The organism is Limosilactobacillus reuteri, assembly GCF_013694365.1.
GTDB classification, from domain to species: domain Bacteria; phylum Bacillota; class Bacilli; order Lactobacillales; family Lactobacillaceae; genus Limosilactobacillus; species Limosilactobacillus reuteri_E.
Genome location: NZ_CP059275.1, coordinates 290,361 through 316,401, shown reverse-complemented (window position 1 = coordinate 316,401; position 26,041 = coordinate 290,361). Strand labels below are relative to the sequence as shown.

Genomic DNA, 26,041 nt, shown 5'->3' with positions numbered 1-26,041 from the left:
CTTGCTCAAGGCGACGAATTGCCTGGGTAATACTAGGTTGAGAAACATTAAAATACTTTGCTACTTGTGTATAATTTTTTAATTTAACTAGCATGGCAAAGTATTGCAAATCACGAGTATTCATCTATCCATTATGTCGCCACTTAGAATCTGTAAGAATACGAGCAGCGATCAATCCCATTGGTAAAAATACAACAATCATAAGCGCCTTGGTCATCCAAAGCGTTCCTACACTAATCGAAGTTAAACCGATATTATACATTGCCCGATACATATAAAGTCCCGGGACCATAATAACAATCGATGGAACCGTGATTGAAATTTGTGGATATTGGATTTTACGTTTAACAATTGATGCCAATAACCCGGCAACTAACGCCCCTAAAAATGCGGCTGCCCCTGCCGGTATTCCGGTCAAGCCCGTTAATTCTAAGCGTAAAGTATTAGCAATCGCCCCAATACAACCGGCAATAGCCGCCATTTTAGGCGTACTGTTAAACATTATTGAGAAGCCAAACACCCCACAAAAGCTGGCTGGCAACCGGAGTAAAAAGAGCATTAATGCAGATAGCGGCAATGCTTGAAAATTCTCAGGACGCAGGTTAACCATTAATGCTACAATCCACCCGACCAAGGTAGCAACTGTAATAATTGCGATTGCATAGGTCATCCGTTCAAGCCCGGACCGCATATCAAGTTTTGAAATATCAAGGCCACTAGTAATAAATGGAAATCCTGGAATAATAAACAGCATTGCGCCGATATACCCTGCTTCATGACGCGAACTCACATTAAACGTTAATTGCATCAAACTTAAAGCCAGCAGGTAAGAAAGGCACGCAACTGCAACAGCAACCGCTACTCCCGCAAATAAGGTAATGTGATGGTCAATCATCTTACGACGGACATAGTTTCCGAGGCCAGCCCCGATAAAACTACAAAACATTTCAACTGGTCCACCACCGAGTAAAAAGACGAAGGCGCTACATGCCAGAGCGGCTGCTAATCCTACTTGGTAAGGAGCGTAATTCCCTTTTGAGTGGGCAATTTCCTCCAAACGGGAGTGAATTTCTCCAATTGTCATCTCACTCCCATTCTGGTCAAATTCTTTAATAAATCGTTCCATCTGCGAAAGTTTTGTCGTATTTACACTTGTGCTTGGCAAAGATATTGCCTGCGTATAGCTATGATGGGCATCCATACAGGTATACTCGAGGGAAACTAACCCAATATCGACCGAACAAGTCATTTTTAGCGTCCGGGCAACTGTATTCATTGAATCACGGACTCGCCATGCCCCTGTTCCATAAGAAAGCATCATTAATCCAATTCGCCCGACAATCGCTGCTCGTTCTACTAAATTAGCCTCATACGCAGGGGTGAAATTATCATTTGTAAAAAAGTCATGCCATGGAATCGCCATATGATGCTTATCAGACAAATGTTCAGTCGGCTCAAAATCATTCGCTGAGATCTCTTTATCCTTACTCAATTATTTTTTCATTTTCTTAATGTCCTGCCCTAACTGTTGCCAGTCAGCTTTAATAGTAGGCTCCAATCGGCGGGCATAGAGTACTGCGGCCGGATGATACATCGGCATAATCCAATGCTTATCAGTCGTCAACTCATAACCATCATGCGCATCATTAGTCCGTTGAATCTTTTCGTGGAGAAGTTGCCCATGAAGCTTACCAATATTGGCCTGACTACCAAGCAGCCGTTGTAAAGCCGTATTGCCAAGCGTAACAATAATTTTCGGCTTAACTTGAGCCAGTTCCCAATCAAACAAAGGAGCAAATGCTAAGACTTCTTTTTTAGTTGGCGTCCGGTTAGGCCGTTTTTCAATTACTTCACCTGTCTTCTTATCAATTGCCTTCTTAATACTATAAGGCCGTTGACGAACTACACTAGTAATATAAACGGTTGAACGCGAGTATCCGATTGATTCAATCAATTTCATCAGTTCCTGACCAGAAGCACCAGAAAAAGGAATATTTATCTTTTCTTCGTGACGACCAGGAGCCTCTCCTACTAACATCAAGTCTGGATTAAGTGGTCCTTGACCTGGAGTAAAACCTGTTAATTGTCGATCCTTTGTTTTTTCTTTTACCTCTGCCAGGAGTGTTGGCGGATATTCTGCAATCATTTAAGATTTTGTGTCTTTAAGATTACCTAAAGCCATTAGCTCGCGTTGATGACAATGGTTTTGCCAGCCTAAAACTACAACTAAAATTAAGGCAATAACGATTAAAATTACTGCCGCAATGATAATGTCGCGATACCCATTATAAAGAATCATACGCAGGGTTGGTAAAAGCTTATCTGGAAGACTACTAGCAGTTTGGGCATTTGATAATTTATTTAGCATTCTTAAGGTAATTCCGTGGTGCGTTTGAACACCCTGGAATAGCTCTTGGTTAAGAATAACTCCATACACCGCGGACATAAGGGTCTGACTCAAAATTCGCAATAAGTATCCTAGCGAAGTAGCAATTGGTACATCCCGTAATTCAGCATCTGTTTGAACATTAATCTGTAAAATATTAAAGACAAGACCAACACCAAATCCTTCAAAAGCACCCATGAATAAGATAAGCCAGAATGGTGTTTTTTGTCCCCCAATCATTATTCCTAAATAGGCAATAAAAATTGAAGCCGCCCCACAGGTAACAATCCAGTATTTTCCCCATCGCTCCTGCAATACCGGTACTAATTCTGAACCAATAAAGTTAGTAACCGCACCTGGAATTTGCGTCATTCCGCCAAGCAGCGCACTTAAACCTAAAATTCCCTGAGCCCACATTGGAATATAAGTGACAAATGCAATAAATGAACCCCAGATTATAACGAATAAAGTAAAATCAATTACCAATTCGCGATTTTTAAACAGACGGCTAGGAACGATTGGGTCGACCGCCTTACTGTCAACTTTTATCATTCCGCCAAGCAATAAGAGACCAACAACAAATAAACAGCCCACTACTAAGCCAGAAGCTGAACCAATTAATTGAACAGCTACTAAAATCATTATTAAACTGACTACCAATAAAGTCGCTCCGAGATAATCAACCGGCTTACCAGCAGCTTGCTTTTTCACATTCTTATAGAACAAGCTAATGATCGTAATCGCAATTAAGGCAATCGGTACATTAACATAGAAAACCCAGTGCCAACTCAACGCGTCAACAATCCATCCACCGAGTAGGGGACCAATAATCGAAGCAGTTCCAAAACAAGCACTGGCAATTCCTAATACTTGGGCTCGTTTTTTTAGGTTGTCGTACAATTCAGCAAAAACGATAAACGGGATTGTATTCATTCCTCCAGCACCAATTCCCATTACAGTTCGCGCAATAATAAACCATAAAATATTAGGGGCTAATCCTTGAAAGATGGCTCCGACTAAAAACATGGAGGTAGCAGTAATATAGGCTTGCTTATTTCCCTTATGCTCACCAAACTTACTCCATAATGGGGTTGCAACAGCCATTCCCAAAAGAAAAGTTGCGATGATCCACCCCATATATTGCAACCCATGAAGGTCACTGGTAATAGCTGGCAAGGCCGTATTTACAATCGTACCATCCATCCCCGCCATGATGTTAGATAGTAACAACGCACCAGTAACAATTGTTCGTCGTTGTTGTAATTCCACTCAATTATTAATTGTTGCAACTACCCGTTTCATTACACCCTTTGCTTCTGGAATTTGATAAAGCGGGTAAATATGAAACAGTCCACGACCAGTATATGAGTTTACAGTGATCCCAGCGTTACGCAATTTTTGAACAAACAAGGTCACATCAGGATATAGTATTTCCCTTGTCCCTACAAAAACAGTCACATCGCGCAACTGATCAAGATTCCCATATAAGGGACTTAAGCGATAGTCTTGATGATCTGTATCACCGGCCCACATCGTACCAATTTTTCGTAAACCGTTCACTGCTAGTGTAACATCTTTATCCTCATATTTGCTAATGAGGGGATTTGTGAGGTCAAGGTCAAGCCAAGGAGAAAATAGAATGAGGTGACCAGGCTGTGGAAGCCCCTTTTTACCAAGATATTCACAAAAGCCAGCTGCTAATCCTCCGCCAGCTGAATCGCCCATAATAGTTACTTTACTAGCAGGCATAAGGGTATAAATTTTACTATAAAGACTAGCAATTTCTTGATAGGCGGTACGGAAAGTAGCATGCGGAACTAACGAATAAATCGGGACATAAATCTTCGCATCCGTGGCGATTGCCAACCGATTTAAATATTGCCAATGAGTCTTATCGGGACGCTGAATATAGGCTCCCCCGGTTAGATACATGATTACTCGTTGATTATCTCCGTGATCATTTAAGACATATGTTGTTACTTCCTGTTCTTGACGCTGAACATCAACCGTCATCTCAGCAGCAGGTAAGTAGTAATCAGCTTCATTGTCAATCCATGCATTACCCACTAAGGCATTAAATTTATTATTTTCTGCAAGATCATTTTTAAACCCGCTTAATTGAATTCCCATTTCAGTAAAGGTTGCTTTACTAGAACGATGAGCACCACATCGCCGTAACTCTCGCAAACTATTCTCAAGATTATTAGCCAAATGACTAGCAATTTGAGTATTAAATTTTTTTATTTTCTCCACCTATTTTTGATCCATTAAATAATCATATAGCATCTCATGCTTAATCTTATCAGTGTTGTATCCTAATACCTCTGCAATCTGATAAGCAAAGGCTAAGGCAGTTGCAGGTCCACGACTGGTAATGATTTTTCCATCATTATCAACAACCGTAATATCCTCTTTAAAATTTGCTGTTGGGGCAACCTTAGCAATTTCCTCGTTAATTCCCGGGAAGCAAGTATAGTTATGATTATCAAGCAACCCATACCGAGCCAAGGCAATCGGAGCAGCACACATTGCGGCATCCCACTTATTTTCTGCATTGCGTTTTTGCATCAATTTCATCAACTTATCATTATCGCGAAGCTTTTGGGCACCCCCGCGACCACCAGGAAAGGCCACCACATCATAATTGAGGAGCCGATCACTCATTACCTCATCACAAGTTAATTCAATTCCATGAGCGCCAGGAACATGAAGATCCTCTAATCCGACCATTGTGGTTTCAATCCTCATTCGCCGGAGAACGTCCACAATTGTAAGTCCTTCAACTTCTTCACAACCTGGTGCAAACACTACAGCAACTTTAGCCAATTATTTAATCAACCACCAGAAGATTGAACGGTGGTTTTGCTGATCAACACGTTGGTTAACGACACTAACTAGAATCATCATTGTGGCAATGATTGAATTCTTCTTGCGGAAGGCAGTATAACGTGAATACCAAACTGTCGCATATTTATCTTTGTATCGCCGTAATCCTTGAAAGCCATACAAATGATATCCATATTCATAGATGAAGTGTGCAGCTTTTTCTTCAATAAAGCTAAATTGATATTCACCAACATTCGAAAGAGGTGCCATTCCGAGATCAAAGTAGGTATAACTGTTTTCCTGCCCGTACTGGAACATACTAATGAAAATTTTATCCATGATTCCAGAAGGGGCATCTTTACTATGACGCATGAGGTCAATTGTTAAAATCTTTTTACCCCCTGTCGGCATAAACGTTGCAAAGGCGACCATTTTGCCGTCTTTATCACGGATAATGCCAACAGGTGCTTGATTAATGTAGTAGGAGTCAAAGAAACCGAGAGAGAATCCTTTTTCTGTTTCGTTTCCTAACCAGCTATCGGAGACTTGTTTCATCTCTTGCATTAATTCTTTACTAAATGGTGGCTTTTCAACAGAGAAGGTATAGCCTTCACGATCAAATTTATGCATCAATGCTCGTTGTGATCGTTGTCGCTTACCAGCAAGCGTAAAGTCTGCCAGCTTAACAAGGCCAGTTTCACCGGTTTTAATAAAGTCGAAGCCAAATTCATGAAGAAGCATTGTCATATCGCTGGAGACTTCATAAAAGACAAGCTGATAGCCATACTTATCAGCTTCTAAGACAAATTGTCGAAGAGCTGGTCGCCAACTATCCTTATCTCCAACTGGATCGCCCATTACGACCAAGCGATCATATTTACGGCGATACATGAAAAAGAGCTTATCATGATCGTCAACACTGTAATAATAGATACTTTTATCTTTTAAGAAGGCGAGGTGACTAGTTTCATTTCCTCCATATTCTTTAATAACATTGCGGATCCGTTCAGCATCAAATACGTTTGGAATATTGAAAGGATCAGTCCCGGCCATAAAGTAGCGCAGAATAACGAAAATTAATAAGAGGCCGAGGATTAATCCGAAAAGTCCGGAAATCCAAATCTTTTCACCAGGGAAAAATAGAAAATCAGGGATGTGGTGCTTACTGGAATATTGAGGAGCATTAATAACCCCGACAATTACATAGAGGATACATGCCCCAGCAAAGATAAGACTATCAATTGCGAATTTTCCAATTGAATATTCCAATTTCTTCCGGTATAACACATGGCGAGAGAGTAAAACAAGTATCAAAACAATGACGAGGTAAATTGTTAAGCTCAATGTTCCCAGGTTCCAAATGGTATTAGCAATTCCAATTACCAATAATATTAAAGTAGGAAGGTATGCCTTTTTCACCTTTGATTGAAGACCGCGAGCACAGGCAAGCATAGCCAGTGCAAATAAGATGGTTGTCAATTGGTGGAGGAAGAAGAAGGTATAGGGATAAAGGTTCGCGATAATCTTATTTTGTGCTGTGATGTCTGGAATTGAAGCAGTAATAAGCATCAGAATCCCAGAAACATACATAAACGTTGTAATTAAATAGTAAGCAAGTTTGCGGACCATTAGCAATGGTAATCCGTCGAAAAACTGGTTAACTTGGGATGCCAGAGAGTGCAAGAACATGAATCCGGCAATAATTAATGGAACGATGTAGTAAAAAATTCGGAATAGTAATAACCAAATAACAGAGGTAGTTTGGGAAACGCCAAGTAATGACAGTTCTAACATCATTAAAAGGTCAAACGAACCAAGTGCCCCCGGAATCATTGAAAGAACCCCGAGAACTTGGGCAACAACGTATAATGGCAGAACGCTAATAAGGCTATGCCGAACGCCTAAGCACCAACCGACTAGTAAGAAAAAAAGTGCTACAAATAGCCATTCACAAGTTGAACTGGTGACTAAAAAGGTCCCTACTTTGGGCGTGATATCCTTAAATATTTTACTATTATGAATAACAGTAAAATAAAAAACGATTGGAAAATATAATCCGCCCCCCACAAGCCAAAGTGCGTATTGGTTGAAGTGGCCGCCATCGTGAAACACAAACATGATGATCAAAGCTACCCAACAAAGAACAGATAAACCAGAGAGTGAGAAAACAGCGATTTTAGAGATGGCAAGTAGAATCTCTTTCTTAGTTGCGTTCTTTCGATAGAAGTATGCTCGTAAAGTAGAACCAAGAATTCCGCCAAATCCGGCAATATTTGTTAAAGTGTTAGTAATCCATCCACAGCGGATAATATATGATTTCTTAAATTTCCCGGGTAATAAATGAGTGATTGCAAAATCATACCCCAACATAGGGATGACTGCGATGCATCCCGTAATTAGTAGCAGGATGATACTTTTCCAAGACAGGTTTGCTAAACCAACTCCTACTTCATGCCATTTAACTGTTTTAAAAAAGTTACCTAACGCGAGAATAACAAAGACTAGGACTGAGGTTACAAACACTACTTTTATGATTTTTGAATACTTAGACCACCAGTTTAATAGGCGCTTGCCCAACTGCTGCATCGGTCCGTACGAGACTCGAACTCGTGATCTCATCCGTGACAGGGATGCGTCCTAAACCAACTAGACCAACGGACCCTAATTCAAAAATACTGGTGGCAATTCTGAGGTAAATGTCATTTGTTTAAGGGTGAAGGGATCGTTAAAGCTAATTTTACTTGCATGAAGCAACTGATGATCATATTTACTAGTATCGCCGCCATAAAGATGGTCACCAATTAGGGAATGACCAATAGCAGCAAAGTGAACCCTGATCTGGTGTGTGCGTCCAGTGTGAAGTCTTACCCGCACTCGTGTCCATTTTGCGCCTCGTTCTTCAACCCAATACTCGGTCAAAGCTCGTTGCCCATTCTCGTCAATTACCCGTGCAGCCTGCCCATCCTTTCTTCCAATCGGCTTGTTAATCTCGCCATGCTCGTCCATAACCTGTCCTTCTACTAAAGCGGTATATTCCTTCAGCATTTGATGTTGCTGCACTTGCTGACTGATCATACTGGAGGCAATATGATGCTTAGCGACAAGAAGTAGTCCCCCCGTAAAGCGATCCAGTCGTGTAATTAAATGAGGGCGGAGATCTACAGAATTATTTGCGATTAAGTATCCCTTTACCCGATTTAAAACTGTATCATTTTGAACAGTTGGTCCTGGGATAGAAGTCACACCTGCTGGCTTATCTATTACCAACCAATTATCATCTTCATAAATAACATTTAAGGGCTCATTACTAATTCCAACAGTATCATCAGCTAACTCTGGCTGAGCCTTAATGGTTAAAGGTTGATTAGGAAGAATCTGGGTTGTTGGCCGTACCTTCCGATGATCAACAAGGAATTCCCCTTCACCGTTTTTAAGATCGTTAAATAAACGATGCCCCATCCCTAATGACTGAAGATACTTCTTTATTTTAATCGGTTCGGTTCCTCGGTATATCCACGTATTTTCCATTTACTTAACTTGTTTTAAAATTTGTTGAATGCTTTGGGCCTGAAATTCTTGTTCTGCTTGTGCTGATACTTCTTGAATTTGTTTAGCAGTCATGTTAGGATTCTTAGCCATTGCTGCTTGAACCTTTGATGTAACAAAAGCGCGTCCTTGTTCTGCTGCTTGTGCTTGTAATTTGGCACCCGTAGCAGATTTAGCAACTCTGGCAAGTTTATCTGCCTGACTCGTTGTGAGTTTAACATACATTCGTGGATATTCTAACACGTTAGTTCGCTTAACTAATGCATTGTTCATTCCTGACCATGCATATAGGACTTTATAAAAATTATTACGATATTGCCAGCGCGTCTCAGTTGTTACGAGCTGAGGGGTAGAACCATTAGTCCATTTAATTCGACTAGTGGTGTATTCGTTTGCTTGGGTATGGTAAGGCGTTTTTTGTTTAACTTTGGTGTTATAAATATAAACATCATCGCGGCCGCTTTTACCAACCGGTTGATAAATTGCCAGGGGCATTGAGGAATTTGAAGCAGAGTAAATCCGCTTGGTGGTTGTTGTCGTAACTTTTTGCATTCCAAAATGGTGACTGTAATTTAGTGTCATCAAAAGAGTTGAGCCCACAAAGATAATTCCCGTGAGTGTAGCTAAAATAATTCGCAGGCTTTTTTGCCGAATAAACATCATGCAAGCAAAAAAGGTGAGTGCTCCTAGAAAAGTTAAAATAATAACCATTTACTTCATCCCTCCTTTATCAGTTGGTTCTGCAATGTCTTCGCTATCAAGGCGGAGGTGAATTCCATTACCACTTGTAACAAAGAATGTAAGGAATAAACCAATGAGTGAGAAGGCGATTGCAAACCAGAATGCTGCATGGTACCCCATCAAAGTAGCATCAAACATCTTTGCTTTATATTGTAATGGGGATTGTGTCAGCAGTGAATGAGCAGGTCGATTGCTATTGGTAATATTTGTCAAAACAGAGATCATGATCGCTGTTCCCACAGAAGTAGCGACTTGACGAATGGTATTGTTAACAGCTGTACCGTGCGAAATTAGATTGTAAGGAAGAGAATTCATTCCCGCTGTAGTAACTGGCATCATTACCATTGAAATACCAAACATCCGGACTGCATATAAGAAGACAATATAAATAGTTGGGGTATCACGAGTAATAAAGGCAAAAGGAATTGTTCCAACAGTTAAGATAAACATTCCCGTAAAGGCTAAGCGTTTAGCACCATGACGGTCAAATAAGTTCCCAGTAATTGGACTCATAATTCCCATGAAAAGGGCTCCAAATAAAAGGGTAAGACCTGAATGGAAGGCGGACATTCCATGAATGATTTGAAGGTAAAGAGGGATGACGAATTCTACCCCAACCATTGCCATCATTACAATTGAACTAAGAATGGTCGCAAGGGAGAATTCTTTGCTTTCAAATACCTTGAATTCAAGGAACGGATCGTCTAGCTTGTTTTGACGCATGATTAGAATTCCAACTAAAATCACCCCAATGATAATGGTTGAAAGGACAACCGGATCTGTCCACCCCTTATCACCGACACTTGAGAATCCGTAAAGCATGCTCCCAAATCCTAATGTTGAAATAACAACAGAAAGCCAGTCAAGATGCGGCTTTTTATTAGGAATAACATTTTTAACTGCAAAAAAACTAACAATGATAACTAAAGCAGTAATGGGGGCGATCATTCCGAAAAGCCACCGCCAGCTATAACTATCGATAACCCATCCAGATAGAGCAGGCCCGATTGCTGGGGCTAATCCAATAACTAGGCCGTTTACTCCCATCGCAGCGCCACGTTTCTCAGGAGGATAAACAGTCAGCATAATATTCTGCATTAGGGGCATGTTAATTCCTACTCCGACCGCTTGGATAAGACGACCGGCTAATAAAACGGCAAACGATGGAGCAATCCATGCTAAGATTGTCCCAACTTCAAAGGTTGACATAGCAATGATAAAAAGACTCTTAGTATTAAAACGACTGGTTAAATAGGCACTTACGGGGATCATAATCCCATTAACCATTAAGAAACCAGTAGTTAACCACTGAACGGTGGCAGTACTAATATTAAAAGCATCCATTAATGCGGGAAAGGCTGTTGAAAGAATAGTTTGGTTTAAAATGGTACAAAAAGCTCCAATTAATAGGACGAAGATCATTAAGGAACGATTATAAGTTTGACCATTAATATCAACAGGTTGATGCTCTTGATTCACTTAATTTTCCTTCCGATCCCGAATACGAAGACTAGTATTTTCACCATCAATCACTGCATATACTTCTTTTGTGGAATCTTCAGCTAATGCACCCAGCTTAACTTCTCCACTATCTTCTCCAGTTTGTTCTACCTCTTTGATGCCGTCCGTAATAAAACGGGTAAAAATCTTATGAAGTTCGCGCCGTTTACGTTCCTTTTTTACAGCCATCGCTAAAGTAAAGCCTTGATCCAAAAATACTTTAATCGTTAATACCTGAAAAATTGTTAGAAAACTAAAATAGTGATTTTTATTCTGCTCATCTTGTTCCGATTTAATATAACCCTTTTTCTCCCAATATCTTAGTTGACTAGTAGAGACACCAGTTACACGTGCTACTTCACTCATATTAATCTTTAATTGTTTACTAGCGATCATTTTTCTAATTTTTTCAGAAAGCGGATCCATCTAATCTTCTTCTGGTAACTGTTCCTCTTTTTGTTCCCAAGCCTTCATCCAATCAACAACCGGTTCCCCATCTTCATGAAATTTAACATTAGTCAATGCGGTTAAAATTTTTTGATAAGCTGGCTTACTTAGCCGCGTGCTTACATTAACTAATTCCTGATGACCCATAAAAGCATTATCGCACAAGATTTGATTAATTGTAGCCATTAATTCATTAGATACTTGTGAGCTAAGGATCTCTAAACTGCCCCTACGATATTGATCAACATAAAAATTAATAAAGGAATTAAGGGCAACTTCTTTAGCATCCTCGCTTAACTCACTATAACTTAAACCTGTTGTAGCCAATTATTTTGTGTTTCCAGTTGCAACTGGTTGCTTCTCTTTACTATTCTTCTTTTTAGAATGTTGCTGAGAGTTCCGGTGGGAATGATTATTTTGTCGTTCGTTTTTATGTGTTTGATTATTTTTATTGTTTGGTCGACGATAGTGTTGGTTTTCGGAACGATTATTACCGTTCAAAATTGTCACCATCGGAATAATCACTGGACGACGACCGGTGCGATCATAGAGTAATTTTTGTAAACGGCTGATAATTGTCCGGTTTAATACCCGTTGATCAATGTGTTTGTGATTCTTAAATGTATTAAGGATTGCCCAGAATACTTCATGATTGGCTGCCTTAATCAGCTCTTGTGATTCATGCATATAAACAAAGCCACGAGAAACAATATCAGGCCCCGCAACAATTTGATAATCCTTTAAGTCGACAACCGCAATCGCTGTTACGACACCTTCTTCTGAAAGCAAGCGTCGTTCGCGAATTTCTGGATTTCCAACCGTATCTCCCGCATCACGACCATCAATATAAACATCACTAACACTATCAATATGGTCCGCCACTCGACAAGAGTCTTTCGTAAGAGCTAAAACATCCCCATTTGCAAGGACAAAGCTATTTTCCTTTGGTACACCAGTCATTTCAGCTAACTTAGTGTGAATTTTTTGCATCCGGTATTCACCGTGAACCGGCGCAAAGAACTTAGGCTTCATCAAGCGGAGCATAAACTCTTCATCAACTTGACCACCGTGCCCGGATGTATGGATATTGTTAACATAACCGTGAATAACATTAGCACCGTCTTCTTCAAGCTTATTGATCAAGGCATTAACGCTAGTCGTGTTACCCGGAATTGGGTTACTTGAGAAAACAACGGTATCCTCAGGCTGAATGGTAATCTGGCGGTGAGTTCCGTTAGCAATCCGACTAAGCGCCGCCATTGGTTCACCCTGCGATCCAGTACACATGATCAATACTTTTTCTGGTGGATAGTTATTAATTTCGTTCTGGTCAATCAATGAGTCTTTAGGGATATTCAGATAACCGAGTTCTTGACCAGCCGTAATCGCATTCTCCATACTACGACCAAAAACAGCAATTTTACGCCCTTGAGCAATGGCTGCATCAGAAGCTTCACGTAAACGATAGACGTTAGAAGCAAAGGATGCGAAAATAATCCGTCCCTTGATCCGTTCAAAAATACGCCGAATGTGAATATCAACCCATCGTTCAGACTTAGTAAATTCCGGTCGTTCTGCGTTTGTACTATCTGAAGTCAATAGCAGAACACCATCATCGCCTAGTTTGGCCATTTGTTGAAGATTTGGACCAGGTAAATTACCAACCGGTGTCAAATCAAACTTAAAGTCCCCGGTTTGAACAATTGTCCCTTGCGGAGTATGAACTGCAATCCCTAATGTATCAGGAATTGAGTGGGTTGTCCGGAAGAAACTAACCCATAATTTCTTAAAGTGAACCTCATCAAATTCATTGATTTCATGCAATTCGGCATTTCTTAGTAAGTGTTTTTCTTCCAGTTTTCCTTTAATTAATGACATTGCAAATGGTCCAGCATAAATAGGTGCATTGACCTTTTGTAAGAAGAATGGTAATCCTCCAATGTGGTCTTCGTGACCGTGAGTAATAAAGATTCCCTTAATCTTATCTTTATTTTCAATGAGGTAATCATAATTTTGAATTACGTAATCCACTCCTAGTAATTCATCTTCGGGGAATAAAACTCCACAGTCAATAACAATAATTTCATCTTGGAATTGTACACAATACATATTTTTACCAATCTCACCAAGACCACCCATGGCGTAAAAGGCAACTTCATTGTTTTTAATCTTTAATTTTGTCATTTAATACTGAATCATAAAGTCAAACCGTTGATGCTCTCCGGTCAAGCGATTAACATGCCGTTCCATCACTTGACGTCGTTGTCCAAACATCATCCAAACGGCGATTCCAATAAATACTACTAATTCTATTCCCGTCCCAATCCAATTTTGAACTGTTACTTTGCCAGTCATCAACGTTGAATCAGAAGCAATAAATGCCGTCCAATCTAATAGGAAGTGCATTACCATTGCTAGCCATAATTGACCAGTATAAACATAAACGGTTGCAAAAAATAGTCCAATCCCAGCTGCGCTAACTGCTTGTAAAACAGTCATTGACCATTCTTGAGGGCCATAGTTGGTAAGATGAACAATTCCGAATAAAATTGAACTCGTTGCCAATACCAACGGAAGGCGTTGCTTAACATTGCGCCAAGCATAGAATAAGATGCCAAGAATAGCAAAACGGAATAAGGTCTCTTCCATTACCGCAGCCTCAAACGCCGAAAGGGTAAAATCCCAATTAGCACGGTGGAGCCTTGGCATTTCTCCCGTATTTAAGGCCATAAAGATAATATCAACAACAACTAATCCAGCAAATATCCCCCAATTAAAATCACCGCTCCAGTGTGGTTTTAATCCTGGCCATGATAAATGCCACGTCCGCATAACAGTTGTCGTAAGAATAAAGAAAGCAACTGCGCCAACTGCACCAGTCGATAATGCTAATAATAAGAAGTGATTATCAACCAAGTCTGTTGGTAAGGCAATCAATGGCGTAAAAACCACCTGAGCTAACCAGGCAATAAAGATTAGCCGTTCGATGCTCCAATGCATGAACTCACCAATTACGCTTGCAAATGGTGCAAACATAATAAAGTAATAAAAAATCATCATTGTCACAACGCCCCGGGATGGTAAATGTAATAGAACAATAATTTCTCGAACCATTACATCCCAAGCAAACACTAAAATTATCGGCTGGGCAATTACCTGCAGCCATGCATTCAACTTTTTAACTAACAAGGATACATTAGGTAAGAGTTCAAAGACTAAACCAATTCCTAAAATAATAACCATGATCAATAATGCTAATGCAACAGTCTGACGATTAAATTCGTAATTACGAATCATCATCATTGCCAAAATGACCAGGGTCGCCCCAATTTGAACCCGGTACCAGATCCTAAGATAATCGTTTCCGGTCATTTATGCAATGTGTTTATGCAAATAACGTGCAACCAATGATAATGAGTAGCAGACAATAAAGTAGAGGACTGCTAACGCAACGAACATCGGAATAATATAATTTGTGTTTTGACCATAGATGATCTGGGTGTGGTACATTAACTCTGGCAAGACGATGATTGTTGCTAGTGATGTATCCTTAACTAATGAAATGAACTGACTAACGAGAGCCGGCATCATATTCTTAATTGCTTGTGGTAAGACAATAATTCGTAATGCTTGCCACTTAGTTAATCCATTAGCTAATGCCCCTTCCGTTTGACCGTAATCAATCGAATTTATCCCTGAGCGAACGATTTCAGCAACCATTGCCGATTCGAAAATTGAAAGCGCCATAATTGCGGCAGGAATAATTTCTGGTTTAATTCCGATATTGGGGAGGCCAAAGTAGGTGAAGAAAATTATTAGCAGGAGAGGAAGATTACGGATAATATCGATAATGAATCCTACAATTGCTGATAAGTATTTGATGTTAGCGTAACGAATAATTCCGAGAAAAGTTCCCAAAATAAAACTGATTATAATTGAAATTACGGAAACTTCAATCGTAATCCAAAGTCCTTCTAGGAGGAAACGGATATTAATCCATGAATAAGCGTCAATAAAGTTTTGCATCTAGGCTAATTTCTTTTCAAGGTGTCGCATATAATAACTCAACGGAAGCGTGATGATGAGGTACATGATCCCGACAATGAAATACGTGGGCATAGTTGCTAAGGTATCGTTTGCAATTAGATTTCCTTGGTACATAAGATCAAAGCCAGCGACAAAGGCAAGGACCGATGAGTTTTTAACCAAATTGATAAATTGATTGCCAAGTGGTGGAATAACAACGCGAAATGCTTGTGGTAAAACAATGTAGCGCATCGCTTGTCCATAAGTAAGTCCATTGGCAAGGGCTCCTTCCATTTGACCAGGATCAATTGAATTAATTCCAGCACGCACAGTTTCAGCAATAAATGCAGACGTATAAAGAGTTAAGCCAATTGTTCCCGCAGTAAATCCATTAATTTTCACTACATACATTGGGATAATCAGGAAAAAAGCCATTGTAATTACCAATAGTGGGATATTACGAAAGACCTCCACATAGACATGACCGATGATTTTTAAAACCCGATGCTGCGAAATCTCGAGAAGGGCAAAAAAGGTTCCAATAATAAGGCTCCCGATTAGTGCAATAAGGCTACATAGAATAGTATTCCAGAGGCCGGTTAAAAGGGGATGCCACTCATTTATAATTAAATTTAACATTTAGCGCTTCATCTCCTGATAATTAAATCCTTTAACATTGCCAAACCATTTAAGAAGAAGACGGTTGTAGGTTCCATCCTTTTCAACTTCTCTTAACGCCCAGTTTAATTTATTGCGAAAACGTGTTTGATTTTTGTTAACGGCGATTCCATAAGGTTCTTTAGTAAAGTTACCGCCGACAACTTCATAGCCTGGGTTTTCAGCTGCCATCCCATAGAGAATCCCATTATCAGTGGTAAGGGCATCCCCCTGTTTAGATTTAAGGGCCGTCATCGCTTGAGCATAGTCAGATAATTGAAGGACACGTGCTTCAGGAGCAAACTTCGCAACGTTTTTAACTGAATTTGATCCAGAAACCCCAAGAATTACAGCACCTCGTCGATTTAAATCGCTGATGTTTTTGATTGGACTTCCCTTTTTAACTAGGAGAGATTGACCAGCATCAAAGTAAGAATGGGTAAAGTCAACTTGCTTTTCTCGCTCAGGAGTGATCGTCATGGTTGCCATAATCGCATCAATATTACCATTTTTTAATAGGGGCACCCGGGTTCCGCTGGTTACAGGAACAAAAATTGGTTTTCCCTGTGGGCCGAGGATCTTTTTTGTAATAGCTGTTGCAAGATCAATTTCAAATCCTTCTAGCTTTCCTGTCCGGATATTTTCCAGCCCAAAGAGACGAGTATCTGCTTTAACTCCCCAGGTAATTCGTTGACTACGCATATCTTCGGTCAGAACATCTTTTTTTGCAATTGAGGTACCGCAGGCAGAAAGAGTAAGGAGAGCAACAAAGAGGAGGGCGCTAAGACTAATCAATCGCCAATACTTTTTCATTTAGTGACCACTGATCTTACTCATAAATTCGCGAGCACGCTCTGTAGAAGGCTGGTCGCCAAAGAATTTTTCGGTTGAATCGTCTTCTAAGATCCGACCATCTGCCATAAAAATAACCCGGTCAGCAACTGCCCGTGCAAAGCCCATTTCGTGGGTCACTACTAACATTGTCATGTTGGAGTTTTTAGCGATATCTTTCATAACGTCTAAAACATCATCAATCATTTCAGGATCGAGAGCACTTGTTGGTTCATCGAATAGGAGGCATTTAGGCTTCATAGCCAGACTGCGGGCAATCGCAATTCGTTGTTTTTGCCCTCCAGATAGCTGAGCAGGCATACTTTCAGCTTTATTTGCAAGGCCAACTTTATCAAGCAGTTTCATTGCTAACTCACGGTTTTCTTCTTCCGGACGCTTTAATACAATTCGTGGTGCGAGCATTATGTTTTCGATAACACTCTTATTGTTGTATAAGTTAAAGTGTTGAAAGACCATTCCGACATCTTTTCGAATTAAATTTACATTGGTTTTCTTATCGGCAAGGTCAAACCCATTAACGATTAATTGACCGTCTCTAATAGGATCTAAACCATTAACGGTCCGGATTAAACTACTTTTTCCCGAGCCAGATGGCCCAATTAAAACAACTGTTTCACCATCATCGATTGTTAAATTAATATCTTTTAATGCATGAAACTTGCCATAATATTTTTGTACATTATGAAATTCAATCATTGACATTTATTCATAAGCCTGAACAGTGTTTGTCCGAATAACAAATACTGACGTTCCAGCATGACGAGCCATGTATGATGCCTGAGAACCAACCGCCTTACGATTACCCTTCTTACCAATTGAACCAACAACTAATAAATCTGGCTGAAAAGCGGGGATAACATGATTACAAATCCGCTCAGCTGGCCGCTCCCCACGATCAACAATCGCCGTAATCTTTTCTGGATCAACGCCGTAATCAATTGCTGCTTGGACATATTCATTTACCCGTTGACGTAATTCGTCTTCACTGCTATGAACATAATCCTTATCTAAGATTTGATATACATTTACCCGGTCAGTTTCTAGAATTGATACAATTCCTAGCTCTGAACCATCACGTTTCGCCTTATCAACCGCGTATGAGAAAGCGGCACGGGCATCTGGTGCATCGTCAACACCAACGAGGATCTTCTTGAACTTCTTTGGCTTTATTTCGAACATCTACCGCGCAAATAATTGTCCAATCAGGTACGTAACCCCCATTGTTAATAATCCAGCAGCTGCATTCCTGATCATCGATTTAATCCGGTTAGATTTTCCTAAAACCGCCGCAAAATAACCAGTAATTAACAAGGCAATTAGAACTGCAATTGCGGTTGCTAAGATTCGAACATTTGCGGGAGAAACGGTAACCGCCACCATTGGTAAAATTGAACCAGTTGGAAAGGATATAAAGGAAGCAATCGCCGCAGCATATGGACTTGTAAACTCATTGGGATTAAAGCCATAGCGCTCTTGAACAGCTGTCCCTAAAGCATCTTTTTCCATTAATTCTTTCGTCGCTTGTTTAGCTAATTGCGAATCAATGTCTTGAGCTTCATATTTCTTTTGAACATAGTCAAATTCATGCTGGTATTGATTCTGAAGCCGCTGCTTTTCACTAATCAAAGCCATTTTTTGTGAGTCCTTTTGGGTCGAAACTGAGACGTACTCCCCCATACACATTGAGATCATACCGGCAAGTGTTCCGGACAAACCCGCGATTAAGATGGAACGGGCATTACTCGTTGCTGCTGCCACCCCGATAACAATTCCGGCAATTGAAATAATCCCATCATTAGCCCCCATCACACTTGCACGCAGAACGTTTACCTTTTGTGCTAGTGACATCTTTTTCTTGGACACTTAAAATAATTTTCCGACTCCATAGTGAATCGTAATCGTAATCAAACCAATAATAATATTTCGAATAACTGCAATTTTTACAAGCCCGTTCCCGAGTTTAGAACTGATATAACCGGTTAGAGCGCTCGTAAAGGCAACTGCCAAAATCACGGCATACCACTTATATGCTTCGGGAGCAAAAGTCATCGCCATCAACGGAATTAATCCTCCGGCAGCTGCTGAAAAAAGAGAAGAAAATGCAGCATCCCAAGGGTTAAGATAGTGACCAAGCTCAACATCATACTTAATCCGAACAACTGTCTCGAGGGGCTTTTTATTAAGGAGATCCTTAGCAATTTTGATTGATGTTTCAGGAGTAACTCCTTTATTTACATAATAGTCTTTTACTGCCGCAAGTTCCCCTTCATAATCGTCCTTTAAGAGTTGCTCTTCTTTAGCAACGGCCGCTTTTTCTGTATCCTTTTGAGTAGATACAGAGGCATATTCGCCAGAAGCCATTGAAAATGCACAGGCAAGCAAATCAGATAAGCCAGCAATGAAGATAGTAAAACGGTCACTTGTCGCTGCTGCCACCGATACCAAAACACCGACAACAGTCAAAATCCCATCATTTGAACCTAGTACCCCTGCTCGTAACGTATTCAGTTTTTCTTCCATTGTTTGCTTCTGATGCTTTTTCACCTTAATACTCATTTAGTCCTCTTTGAAATCGTTATTAATAACGTTCTTTTCATCAACAGGAGTGTTGAATAATTTTTCATCTTTCCCACGGTGATATTCTGCTTGAATAGTAACGTGACAGATCCCATATTTTTCATGCAAGATTTTTTCTACTTGACTATAGATTCGCTCAACCTGGCTTAGTGGCAAGTCATCACAATTAAGATGGGCAGAGAAAATGATTCGGTGTTCATCCATCATCCATGCATGGACGTGATGAACTGCCGTAACTCCGTCGATTTGTTTTAAATCATTTTCGATGGAATTATAATCAAGATCTGGGGAGGACTGCATGAGAATTTTAATGGTTTGATTAATAATTGGCCAAGCCTCATAAGCAATATAGAGGGCAACCCCAATTGTCAAGGCGGGATCAAGCCATGGAACATTAACAAAGGTAAGAATGATTCCTCCAATGATAACGGCAACTGATGAAAGTGCATCACTTAGAATGTGGAGATAAGTTGCTTTGACATTTAAGCTGTCTTCGCTTCCGGCATGTAAGAGGGCTGCAGAAATAAAGTTGGCAAGCAGACCAATCACGGCTACGGTTAACATAATGCCCCCGTTAATATGCTGGGGATGCTCTAACCGCTTAATAGCTTCAATAATTAAAAAGACAGAGATAACAATTAAAAAAATACTATTAGTTAATGCTGAGAGGATTTCAGCTCGACGGTAGCCATAAGTTCGTTGCTGATTCTCTGGTTGCCCGCCAATATGCTGGGCAAAGTAGCCTAGTACAATGGAAAGCGAATCCCCTAAATTATGAAAAGCATCTGATAGTAAGGCTAAACTTCCTGAAAGAATACCTCCGAAGATTTCAACAATTGTAATTAATACATTTAGGAGGGTAACTGCTAAAAAGCGTTTCCCTGTTACTTTTTCGTCCATTTAACCTTTATTTTCTTGAGCTGTGTCCGGTTCAATAAAAATATTATGTGAGGCCTTATATGAAACATTAATTTCTTGGTCGTTATCCTCTTTTTGAATCACAATTGGTCCTTCAAAAGGCTCATGGCGAATTACAGTTACTTGTTCCTGAGGTCGTAATCCTAACTCTTCTAAGTAAGTGAGAAGTTCATGATTATCTAAGAATCGTTCTAGTTCAACTTTTTCCCCATCATCAGCATCTGCTAATAAACGATGTGTTACATCTGGGAACTTGCCATTAGCTGATGGAATTACTCCACCATGCGGACAATGATCAGGGTGTTGAAGAAAAGCATCTAAGGCCGTTGCTAGTCGATCACTTGTCTGATGTTCAAGAATTTCCGCTTCTGAATGGACGTCGGCAAAATTGTAGTGAAGCTTATCCACTAAAAATGTTTCCCATAAACGATGCTTTCGAACTAATTCTGCAGCATACTTTTGTCCCTTTTCAGTTAAAGAAATACCGGCATATGGTTCATGAACAACTAGCCCTTCGTCAGCCAACTTAGAAATCATCTCGGTTACTGATCCAGCGGCAATTCCTAGTCCAAGGGAAATCTCTTTATTAGAAACTTTTTTATGACTACCACCTAATTCAAAAATAATTTTTAGATAGTCTTCCTTCATTGGAGTCAATTAGTCTTTAACTACATTTGCAGCTTGAAGGCCACGTTCGCCTTCTTCAACTTCAAACGTAACATGTTGTCCTTCACTCAATGACTTAAAGCCATCCCCTTGAATAGCAGAAAAATGAACAAACACGTCATCGCCGCTTTCACGAGTAATGAAGCCATACCCCTTATCGTCATTAAACCATTTAACAGTTCCTTGTTCCATCTAATTAAAGTGCAGAACAATTACAATTGCACTACCAATCGAAACGGCAGTTAGAATCGCCTCAATCCCTCTTGTAGGTCCACTAATTAAGTTTCCGGAAACTAAATCCCGTGCCGCATTAGTTAAGGGCACCCCAGGAACCAGAGGCATAACCGCACCAATAATAATATCATTAATATTATTAGCAAGGTGCATTTTAACAAAGATCACCGCCAAAATACCTATAATTAAGGAAGAACAAAACTCTCCTAAATATTGAATCTTAAACTTTCGTAAAAGGTATGAAAATGCTCCGTAACCTACGCCACCTGCAAGAAAGCCAGCCCAAGAATCAGAAACATTACCTGTAAAAACAATCATTAATGCACCACTTAAAATCGCAGCAGCAAATGATTCATACCAGTTTTGCCATCTTGACATCTTTTGGCGATCAATCTTTTTTAATTTAGCAAATGCTTGTGGAACATCAATTTTGCGCCGTGCTAGTTCACGAGAAACTTCATTGACATCCGCAATTTTACTTAAATTGTTTTTGCGATGACGAATAGTAATTACTTGGGCATCAGGTTCATTAATCGTCCCAACTACAATTCCAGTTACGGTTGTAAAAGCCTGAAAGCCATGAAGTCCTGCACTTTTTGCCATTCGGGATAAGGTGTCGTTAACTCGTTCCATATTTGATCCATTTTCAATTAAAAGTCTCCCAGCTAGCAAACAAGTCTTTAGTGCTAGTGCTTGTCGTCGTTTCGTTAACATTCAAAAATTCCATCGTGACTTTTTGATTAAATATTTATGAAGATAGTTCAAAACACGATTTAAAAGCTCTCCCAAACCAAAGCCAAGCGTAATTGCACCAACAATGACAACTACCTGGTAGAAATAAACATTAACAAGATGGTAATTACCAATAGCAAAATTACGAACCATTTTATAAGCCTGTCCTCCAGGCACAAATGGAACTAGCGCGGGCACATTAAAAACAATAATTGGCATTCGTTTTCGACGAGCTGCTGCCTGGCTTAATACCGAAATTAAGATTGCAGCAACTAAATTACTAAACGCAAGGCCAATGCCACTGCAATAATACATTATCCAGTAGACTACCCATACGCCTCCACCAATCATCCCCGCAGTATGATAGGCACGTTTAGGAATATTTAAGAGGATACCAAAACAAACTGTCGAAACATAGCATAAGAAAAATTGTAATAATAGGTTACCCCAATTCATTTAAATTTCAATACTACGGAAGAACGGAATCCGTTGCAATCGTGGTGCCCAAGCGACATAGAGCCATTCAGCTACTTGTAACCATGCATAAGCTAATAACATTGCACCAATAGTATCAAAAGGCCAGTGAGCATAAAGATATACCCGCGATACCGCCAAAAAGAAGACTGCAAATATTAATAAAATTTGCAAAATTGTGCGGACAGATGCTTTTTGAATAAGCGGAATTACAATTAAGAATAAAATTGCTACTACCAAGAAGAATCCTAAAGTGTGACCACTAGGGAAACTATAGCCATCATCTGCTGCCAAGTGTTGTGCAGGACGGACCCGCTTAACGATGTGTTTAATAATTGTTCCAAGCACATCACCACCAAAAATCGTTCCTAATGACCATAAAGCCGGGATGCGATAGCCCTTCAACCATAAAACACCTGCAATAATAAATACCCATACTAAATCTAAGACCGGTTTAACTAAAAATGAAAGTAAGCTCATCAAAGCACGGAACCAACCAATTCCTTCCAGGCGCTGACTAGTAAATAACGACTGCAGAACAGCATCAATCATTGTTAGCACTGACGAATTAAACATAATTAATAGCATCAATGCGATAAAGAAACCACCGCTTAAGGCAAAGCGCCACCACCGATGATCATCACGTTCAATAAACATTTATTTAATAATGCATTGCCATAAGTCATCCTTGTCATAAGTAAAACCACATTTAACAAGTACTCGCTGAGAACGATAATTGCTTTGTTTGCACTCCGCATGAATCGTAATTTTAGATGGCAAAATAGAAATAAATTTTTGAAGTGCAGTTGTCATTATGCCTTTATTCCATTGGTTTTGCTGCAAAAGATAACCTAATTCATAATGATGAGCAATTCTTTTTCCTTCATCCCCATACCAAGCACTTAATACAATCATCCCCACTACATCTTCATTTAGTTTCACTACCATTACATGATTCTGGCGAACAAACATCTTAATAGCTTGCACACGTTTTTCTCTTTGAAGTGGTAAAAGCAGTCCCACTGCTTGTGTTAAGTTTTCATTATCCAACAATTTAACTATTGCTCCTAAATTGTTATTAGTTTTTGCTGATTCAATTATAATTTCACTCATTTAATCATCTTCCGGTTCGTACGATTCACCCTTTGTTCGCCTTGATAAATCAACCTTATCAAGCGGAATCAAGTGCGTCTTGTAACGAATCTTGTAGTAGAAGAAAAGAATTAAGAATAATGGAATTCCCATGTAAGTAATTAAAATGTTTTGCCAGTCCATTTTTACAAAAGCATCAATGTTTTGACCACAAATAACGACAATACATAGAGTAAGCGCGAATACTGGGCCAAATGGGAACCCTGTTGCATGATACTTCAATTCAGACAGTGTATGGCCTTGCTTAAGAAATGCCTTCCTAAAGCGGTAGTGGGAAATTGCAATTCCTAACCATGCAATAAATCCACACAATCCAGATGCACCAATTAAGTAGTTATAAGCTTCGGGACCAATGAATTGGGTTGCATAGGCTGCTAATGAAACAACCATCGTTCCCAGCAAAGCATAAATCGGAATACCATGCCGGTTTACATAACCAAAAATCCGCCATGCATATCCTTCACGCGCTTGTGAATAAAGCATCCGGGTTGAAGCATATAAACCAGAGTTAGCAGCAGAAATGACGGCAGTTAAGATAACCGCATTCATTGCACTAGCCGCAAATGCTAATCCTGCCCGCTTAAACACAATCGTAAATGGACTCATTGTAATATTTGAAACGTCTTGATTCAATAAGTTCTTATCTGTGTAAGGAAGGATGCAGGCAATAACAAAAATAGCAAAAATATAAAAAAGTAAAATTCGCCAGAAAGTTGAATGGATTGCCTTTGAGACAGACTTTTCTGGTGTAGCAGCTTCACCAGCAGTAATTCCAACTAATTCTGTTCCTTGGAATGAGAACCCAGCAACCAAGAAAACACTAATAATTGCTGGCACACCTCCAACAAACGGTGCCTGCTTATAGTGGAAGTTGCTTAATCCAACTGGCTTACCACCCATAATTCCAAAAATAATTGCAACACCGACAATTAAAAATACGATAACTGTGACAACTTTGATTAAAGCAAGCCAAAATTCAGTTTCACCATAAGATCGTACTGATAAATAATTGATTAAGAAAATTAATGCCATCACTGTTACACTAAAAATCCAGCCTGGAACATTAGGAAGCCAATAATTCATTACAATTCCCGCAGTTGTAACATCTACGGGGATTGTAATCGCCCAGTTAAACCAATAATTCCAACCAAGAGCAAAACCTAGTGCAGGATCAACAAATTTTGTTGAATAAGCTGAAAATGACCCAGTTAATGGCATATATGTTGCCATTTCCCCTAGACTCGTCATTAGGAAATAAACCATAATTCCCATAATTCCATATGCAACTAACGCTCCGCCAGGTCCCGCAGTTGAAATAGCGGATCCACTGGCAATAAAAAGTCCCGTACCGATTGTTCCACCAAGAGCAATCATGGACAAGTGACGTGTCTGTAATGTCCGTTCCATATGACCCGTCGACTTAGATTCATCTACCATCTATTTAAGATTTAATTCAATTAATTTTTCATCAATCATGGCTAAGACCTTCTTAGCAGCAGCCGGATCTTCAACAAAATCATATTTATCACCATCAATAACCATCTTAGGACTTTCATTATAATCCTCATACCATTGAACATAACGTTCGTTTAAGTTTTTATAATATGAATATAATGAAGAATCATTAGCAATTTGTTCAAATGAACGTCCCCGTTTCTTAATCCGTTCAAGCATTGTCTCAAACGAAACCCTAATTGTAATTAAAAGGTTGGGGGCTTTTTGGTGTGGTTGCTCTGGTAATTCTTCCATCATGTTACTTAATAATGAAGAATAAATATTTGACTCCGTTTCCGTAGCTCGACCCATATCTGCGTTTAACTTGAATAATAAGGCATCTTCAAAAATTGAACGGTCCAAAACATTTAAATCATTTGAGTATGAATCTTTAATCTCATCAAGCCGCTTGTTTAAAAAGTAAATCTGTAATAAGAAACCATATTTTTTAGGATCTTTATAAAAAAGCGGCAAAATTTTATTGTCATCAACAGATTCATAGAAGGCCTGGCTATTAAGATGGTCTGCCAACAGCTTTGTCAAACTGGTCTTTCCTGCACCGATTGTCCCAGCTATAGCAATCATTGGAGGATACAGGGCTCGAACCTGTGACCCCCTGCTTGTAAGGCAGATGCTCTCCCAACTGAGCTAATCCTCCTGCGGATGAAGGGACTTGAACCCTTACATCAAAATGATACAAGATCCTAAATCTTGCGCGTCTGCCAATTCCGCCACATCCGCAGCGGAAGACGGGATTCGAACCCGCGACCCCCACCATGGCAAGGTGATGTTCTACCACTGAACTACTTCCGC

The 26,041-nt window shown here is 39.8% G+C and carries 30 protein-coding genes and 4 tRNA genes (1 of these 34 running past the window's edge); all 34 read right to left on the bottom strand.

Translation table 11 applies throughout. The annotated features are described in order from the left end of the window. On the bottom strand, nt 1–124 hold the start of the coding sequence (locus HHK02_RS01930; protein ID WP_181462696.1) for a LysR family transcriptional regulator. 764 nt of this gene lie to the left of the window's left edge; 124 of the gene's 888 nt are visible here — the first part of the coding sequence; the start codon lies at nt 122–124; the stop codon falls past the left edge of the window. After that, the gene (locus HHK02_RS01925) at nt 125–1,492 is read right to left on the bottom strand and encodes a threonine/serine exporter family protein (protein WP_152744409.1); all 1,368 of its coding nucleotides are present in this window, start codon (nt 1,490–1,492) and stop codon (nt 125–127) included. Continuing rightward, nucleotides 1,493–2,146 carry a uracil-DNA glycosylase gene (locus tag HHK02_RS01920; protein WP_078009667.1) on the bottom strand — a complete coding sequence of 218 codons (654 nt, stop codon included), beginning with the start codon at nt 2,144–2,146 and terminating at the stop codon, nt 1,493–1,495. Further along, a complete protein-coding gene (locus HHK02_RS01915) occupies nt 2,147–3,655 on the bottom strand; it encodes an MFS transporter (protein WP_085719343.1) in 1,509 nt (502 codons plus the stop codon). Continuing rightward, nucleotides 3,656–4,639, bottom strand: a complete 984-nt coding sequence (locus HHK02_RS01910; protein ID WP_085678975.1) for an alpha/beta hydrolase fold domain-containing protein — start codon at nt 4,637–4,639, stop codon at nt 3,656–3,658. It abuts the gene before it with no gap. After that, the gene (locus tag HHK02_RS01905) at nt 4,640–5,212 is read right to left on the bottom strand and encodes a DJ-1 family glyoxalase III (protein ID WP_003670687.1); all 573 of its coding nucleotides are present in this window, start codon (nt 5,210–5,212) and stop codon (nt 4,640–4,642) included. Next, nucleotides 5,213–7,798, bottom strand: a complete 2,586-nt coding sequence (gene mprF, locus HHK02_RS01900) for a bifunctional lysylphosphatidylglycerol flippase/synthetase MprF (RefSeq protein ID WP_181462695.1) — start codon at nt 7,796–7,798, stop codon at nt 5,213–5,215. It abuts the gene before it with no gap. Continuing rightward, nucleotides 7,799–7,873 (bottom strand) — tRNA-Asp (locus tag HHK02_RS01895). Further along, the gene (locus tag HHK02_RS01890; RefSeq protein WP_152744407.1) at nt 7,874–8,740 is read right to left on the bottom strand and encodes an RluA family pseudouridine synthase; all 867 of its coding nucleotides are present in this window, start codon (nt 8,738–8,740) and stop codon (nt 7,874–7,876) included. Continuing rightward, on the bottom strand, nt 8,741–9,469 hold the full coding sequence (locus HHK02_RS01885; protein ID WP_181462694.1) for a DUF4811 domain-containing protein: 729 nt from the start codon (nt 9,467–9,469) through the stop codon (nt 8,741–8,743). After that, entirely contained in the window at nt 9,470–10,978 is a 1,509-nt protein-coding gene (locus HHK02_RS01880) for an MDR family MFS transporter (protein WP_085678967.1), read from the bottom strand. It lies immediately after the preceding gene. After that, entirely contained in the window at nt 10,979–11,425 is a 447-nt protein-coding gene (locus HHK02_RS01875; protein WP_085678964.1) for a MerR family transcriptional regulator, read from the bottom strand. It abuts the gene before it with no gap. Continuing rightward, nucleotides 11,426–11,773 (bottom strand): hypothetical protein, encoded by a 348-nt coding sequence (locus HHK02_RS01870; RefSeq protein ID WP_003668828.1) that lies wholly within the window; start codon nt 11,771–11,773, stop codon nt 11,426–11,428. Then, entirely contained in the window at nt 11,774–13,630 is a 1,857-nt protein-coding gene (rnjA, locus tag HHK02_RS01865) for a ribonuclease J1 (RefSeq protein WP_085678961.1), read from the bottom strand. Then, on the bottom strand, nt 13,631–14,818 hold the full coding sequence (locus HHK02_RS01860; protein ID WP_181462693.1) for a CPBP family intramembrane glutamic endopeptidase: 1,188 nt from the start codon (nt 14,816–14,818) through the stop codon (nt 13,631–13,633). Then, nucleotides 14,819–15,472, bottom strand: a complete 654-nt coding sequence (locus tag HHK02_RS01855) for an amino acid ABC transporter permease (protein WP_078009675.1) — start codon at nt 15,470–15,472, stop codon at nt 14,819–14,821. It lies immediately after the preceding gene. Further along, the gene (locus tag HHK02_RS01850; protein ID WP_003668822.1) at nt 15,473–16,111 is read right to left on the bottom strand and encodes an amino acid ABC transporter permease; all 639 of its coding nucleotides are present in this window, start codon (nt 16,109–16,111) and stop codon (nt 15,473–15,475) included. After that, the gene (locus tag HHK02_RS01845) at nt 16,112–16,942 is read right to left on the bottom strand and encodes a transporter substrate-binding domain-containing protein (RefSeq protein WP_087214539.1); all 831 of its coding nucleotides are present in this window, start codon (nt 16,940–16,942) and stop codon (nt 16,112–16,114) included. Further along, nucleotides 16,943–17,683, bottom strand: a complete 741-nt coding sequence (locus HHK02_RS01840) for an amino acid ABC transporter ATP-binding protein (protein ID WP_003668818.1) — start codon at nt 17,681–17,683, stop codon at nt 16,943–16,945. Beyond that, nucleotides 17,684–18,160, bottom strand: coding sequence for a universal stress protein (locus tag HHK02_RS01835; protein WP_003668816.1), 477 nt, complete (start codon nt 18,158–18,160; stop codon nt 17,684–17,686). Continuing rightward, nucleotides 18,161–18,844: a VIT1/CCC1 transporter family protein gene (locus HHK02_RS01830; protein ID WP_003672525.1), complete on the bottom strand. Its 684-nt coding sequence runs from the start codon at nt 18,842–18,844 to the stop codon at nt 18,161–18,163. Beyond that, the gene (locus HHK02_RS01825) at nt 18,845–19,537 is read right to left on the bottom strand and encodes a VIT1/CCC1 transporter family protein (RefSeq protein ID WP_003672524.1); all 693 of its coding nucleotides are present in this window, start codon (nt 19,535–19,537) and stop codon (nt 18,845–18,847) included. Continuing rightward, nucleotides 19,538–20,458 carry a cation diffusion facilitator family transporter gene (locus HHK02_RS01820; protein ID WP_085649459.1) on the bottom strand — a complete coding sequence of 307 codons (921 nt, stop codon included), beginning with the start codon at nt 20,456–20,458 and terminating at the stop codon, nt 19,538–19,540. Beyond that, entirely contained in the window at nt 20,459–21,133 is a 675-nt protein-coding gene (locus HHK02_RS01815; protein WP_003672522.1) for a metal-dependent transcriptional regulator, read from the bottom strand. It abuts the gene before it with no gap. Beyond that, complete coding sequence (locus HHK02_RS01810; protein ID WP_003672521.1) at nt 21,134–21,334, bottom strand: cold-shock protein; 201 nt, start codon at nt 21,332–21,334, stop codon at nt 21,134–21,136. Beyond that, on the bottom strand, nt 21,335–22,090 hold the full coding sequence (locus HHK02_RS01805; RefSeq protein ID WP_078009678.1) for a threonine/serine exporter family protein: 756 nt from the start codon (nt 22,088–22,090) through the stop codon (nt 21,335–21,337). Then, nucleotides 22,091–22,564: a threonine/serine exporter family protein gene (locus HHK02_RS01800; protein ID WP_078009679.1), complete on the bottom strand. Its 474-nt coding sequence runs from the start codon at nt 22,562–22,564 to the stop codon at nt 22,091–22,093. It abuts the gene before it with no gap. Beyond that, complete coding sequence (locus HHK02_RS01795) at nt 22,565–23,239, bottom strand: phosphatase PAP2 family protein (protein ID WP_181462692.1); 675 nt, start codon at nt 23,237–23,239, stop codon at nt 22,565–22,567. It abuts the gene before it with no gap. Then, entirely contained in the window at nt 23,240–23,695 is a 456-nt protein-coding gene (locus HHK02_RS01790) for a GNAT family N-acetyltransferase (RefSeq protein WP_085719355.1), read from the bottom strand. It lies immediately after the preceding gene. After that, nucleotides 23,696–25,171 (bottom strand): amino acid permease, encoded by a 1,476-nt coding sequence (locus tag HHK02_RS01785; protein ID WP_181462691.1) that lies wholly within the window; start codon nt 25,169–25,171, stop codon nt 23,696–23,698. Next, nucleotides 25,172–25,813 carry a deoxynucleoside kinase gene (locus HHK02_RS01780; RefSeq protein ID WP_003672515.1) on the bottom strand — a complete coding sequence of 214 codons (642 nt, stop codon included), beginning with the start codon at nt 25,811–25,813 and terminating at the stop codon, nt 25,172–25,174. After that, nucleotides 25,814–25,886: transfer RNA gene (locus HHK02_RS01775), tRNA-Val, on the bottom strand. Beyond that, nucleotides 25,887–25,969: transfer RNA gene (locus HHK02_RS01770), tRNA-Leu, on the bottom strand. After that, nucleotides 25,970–26,041: transfer RNA gene (locus tag HHK02_RS01765), tRNA-Gly, on the bottom strand.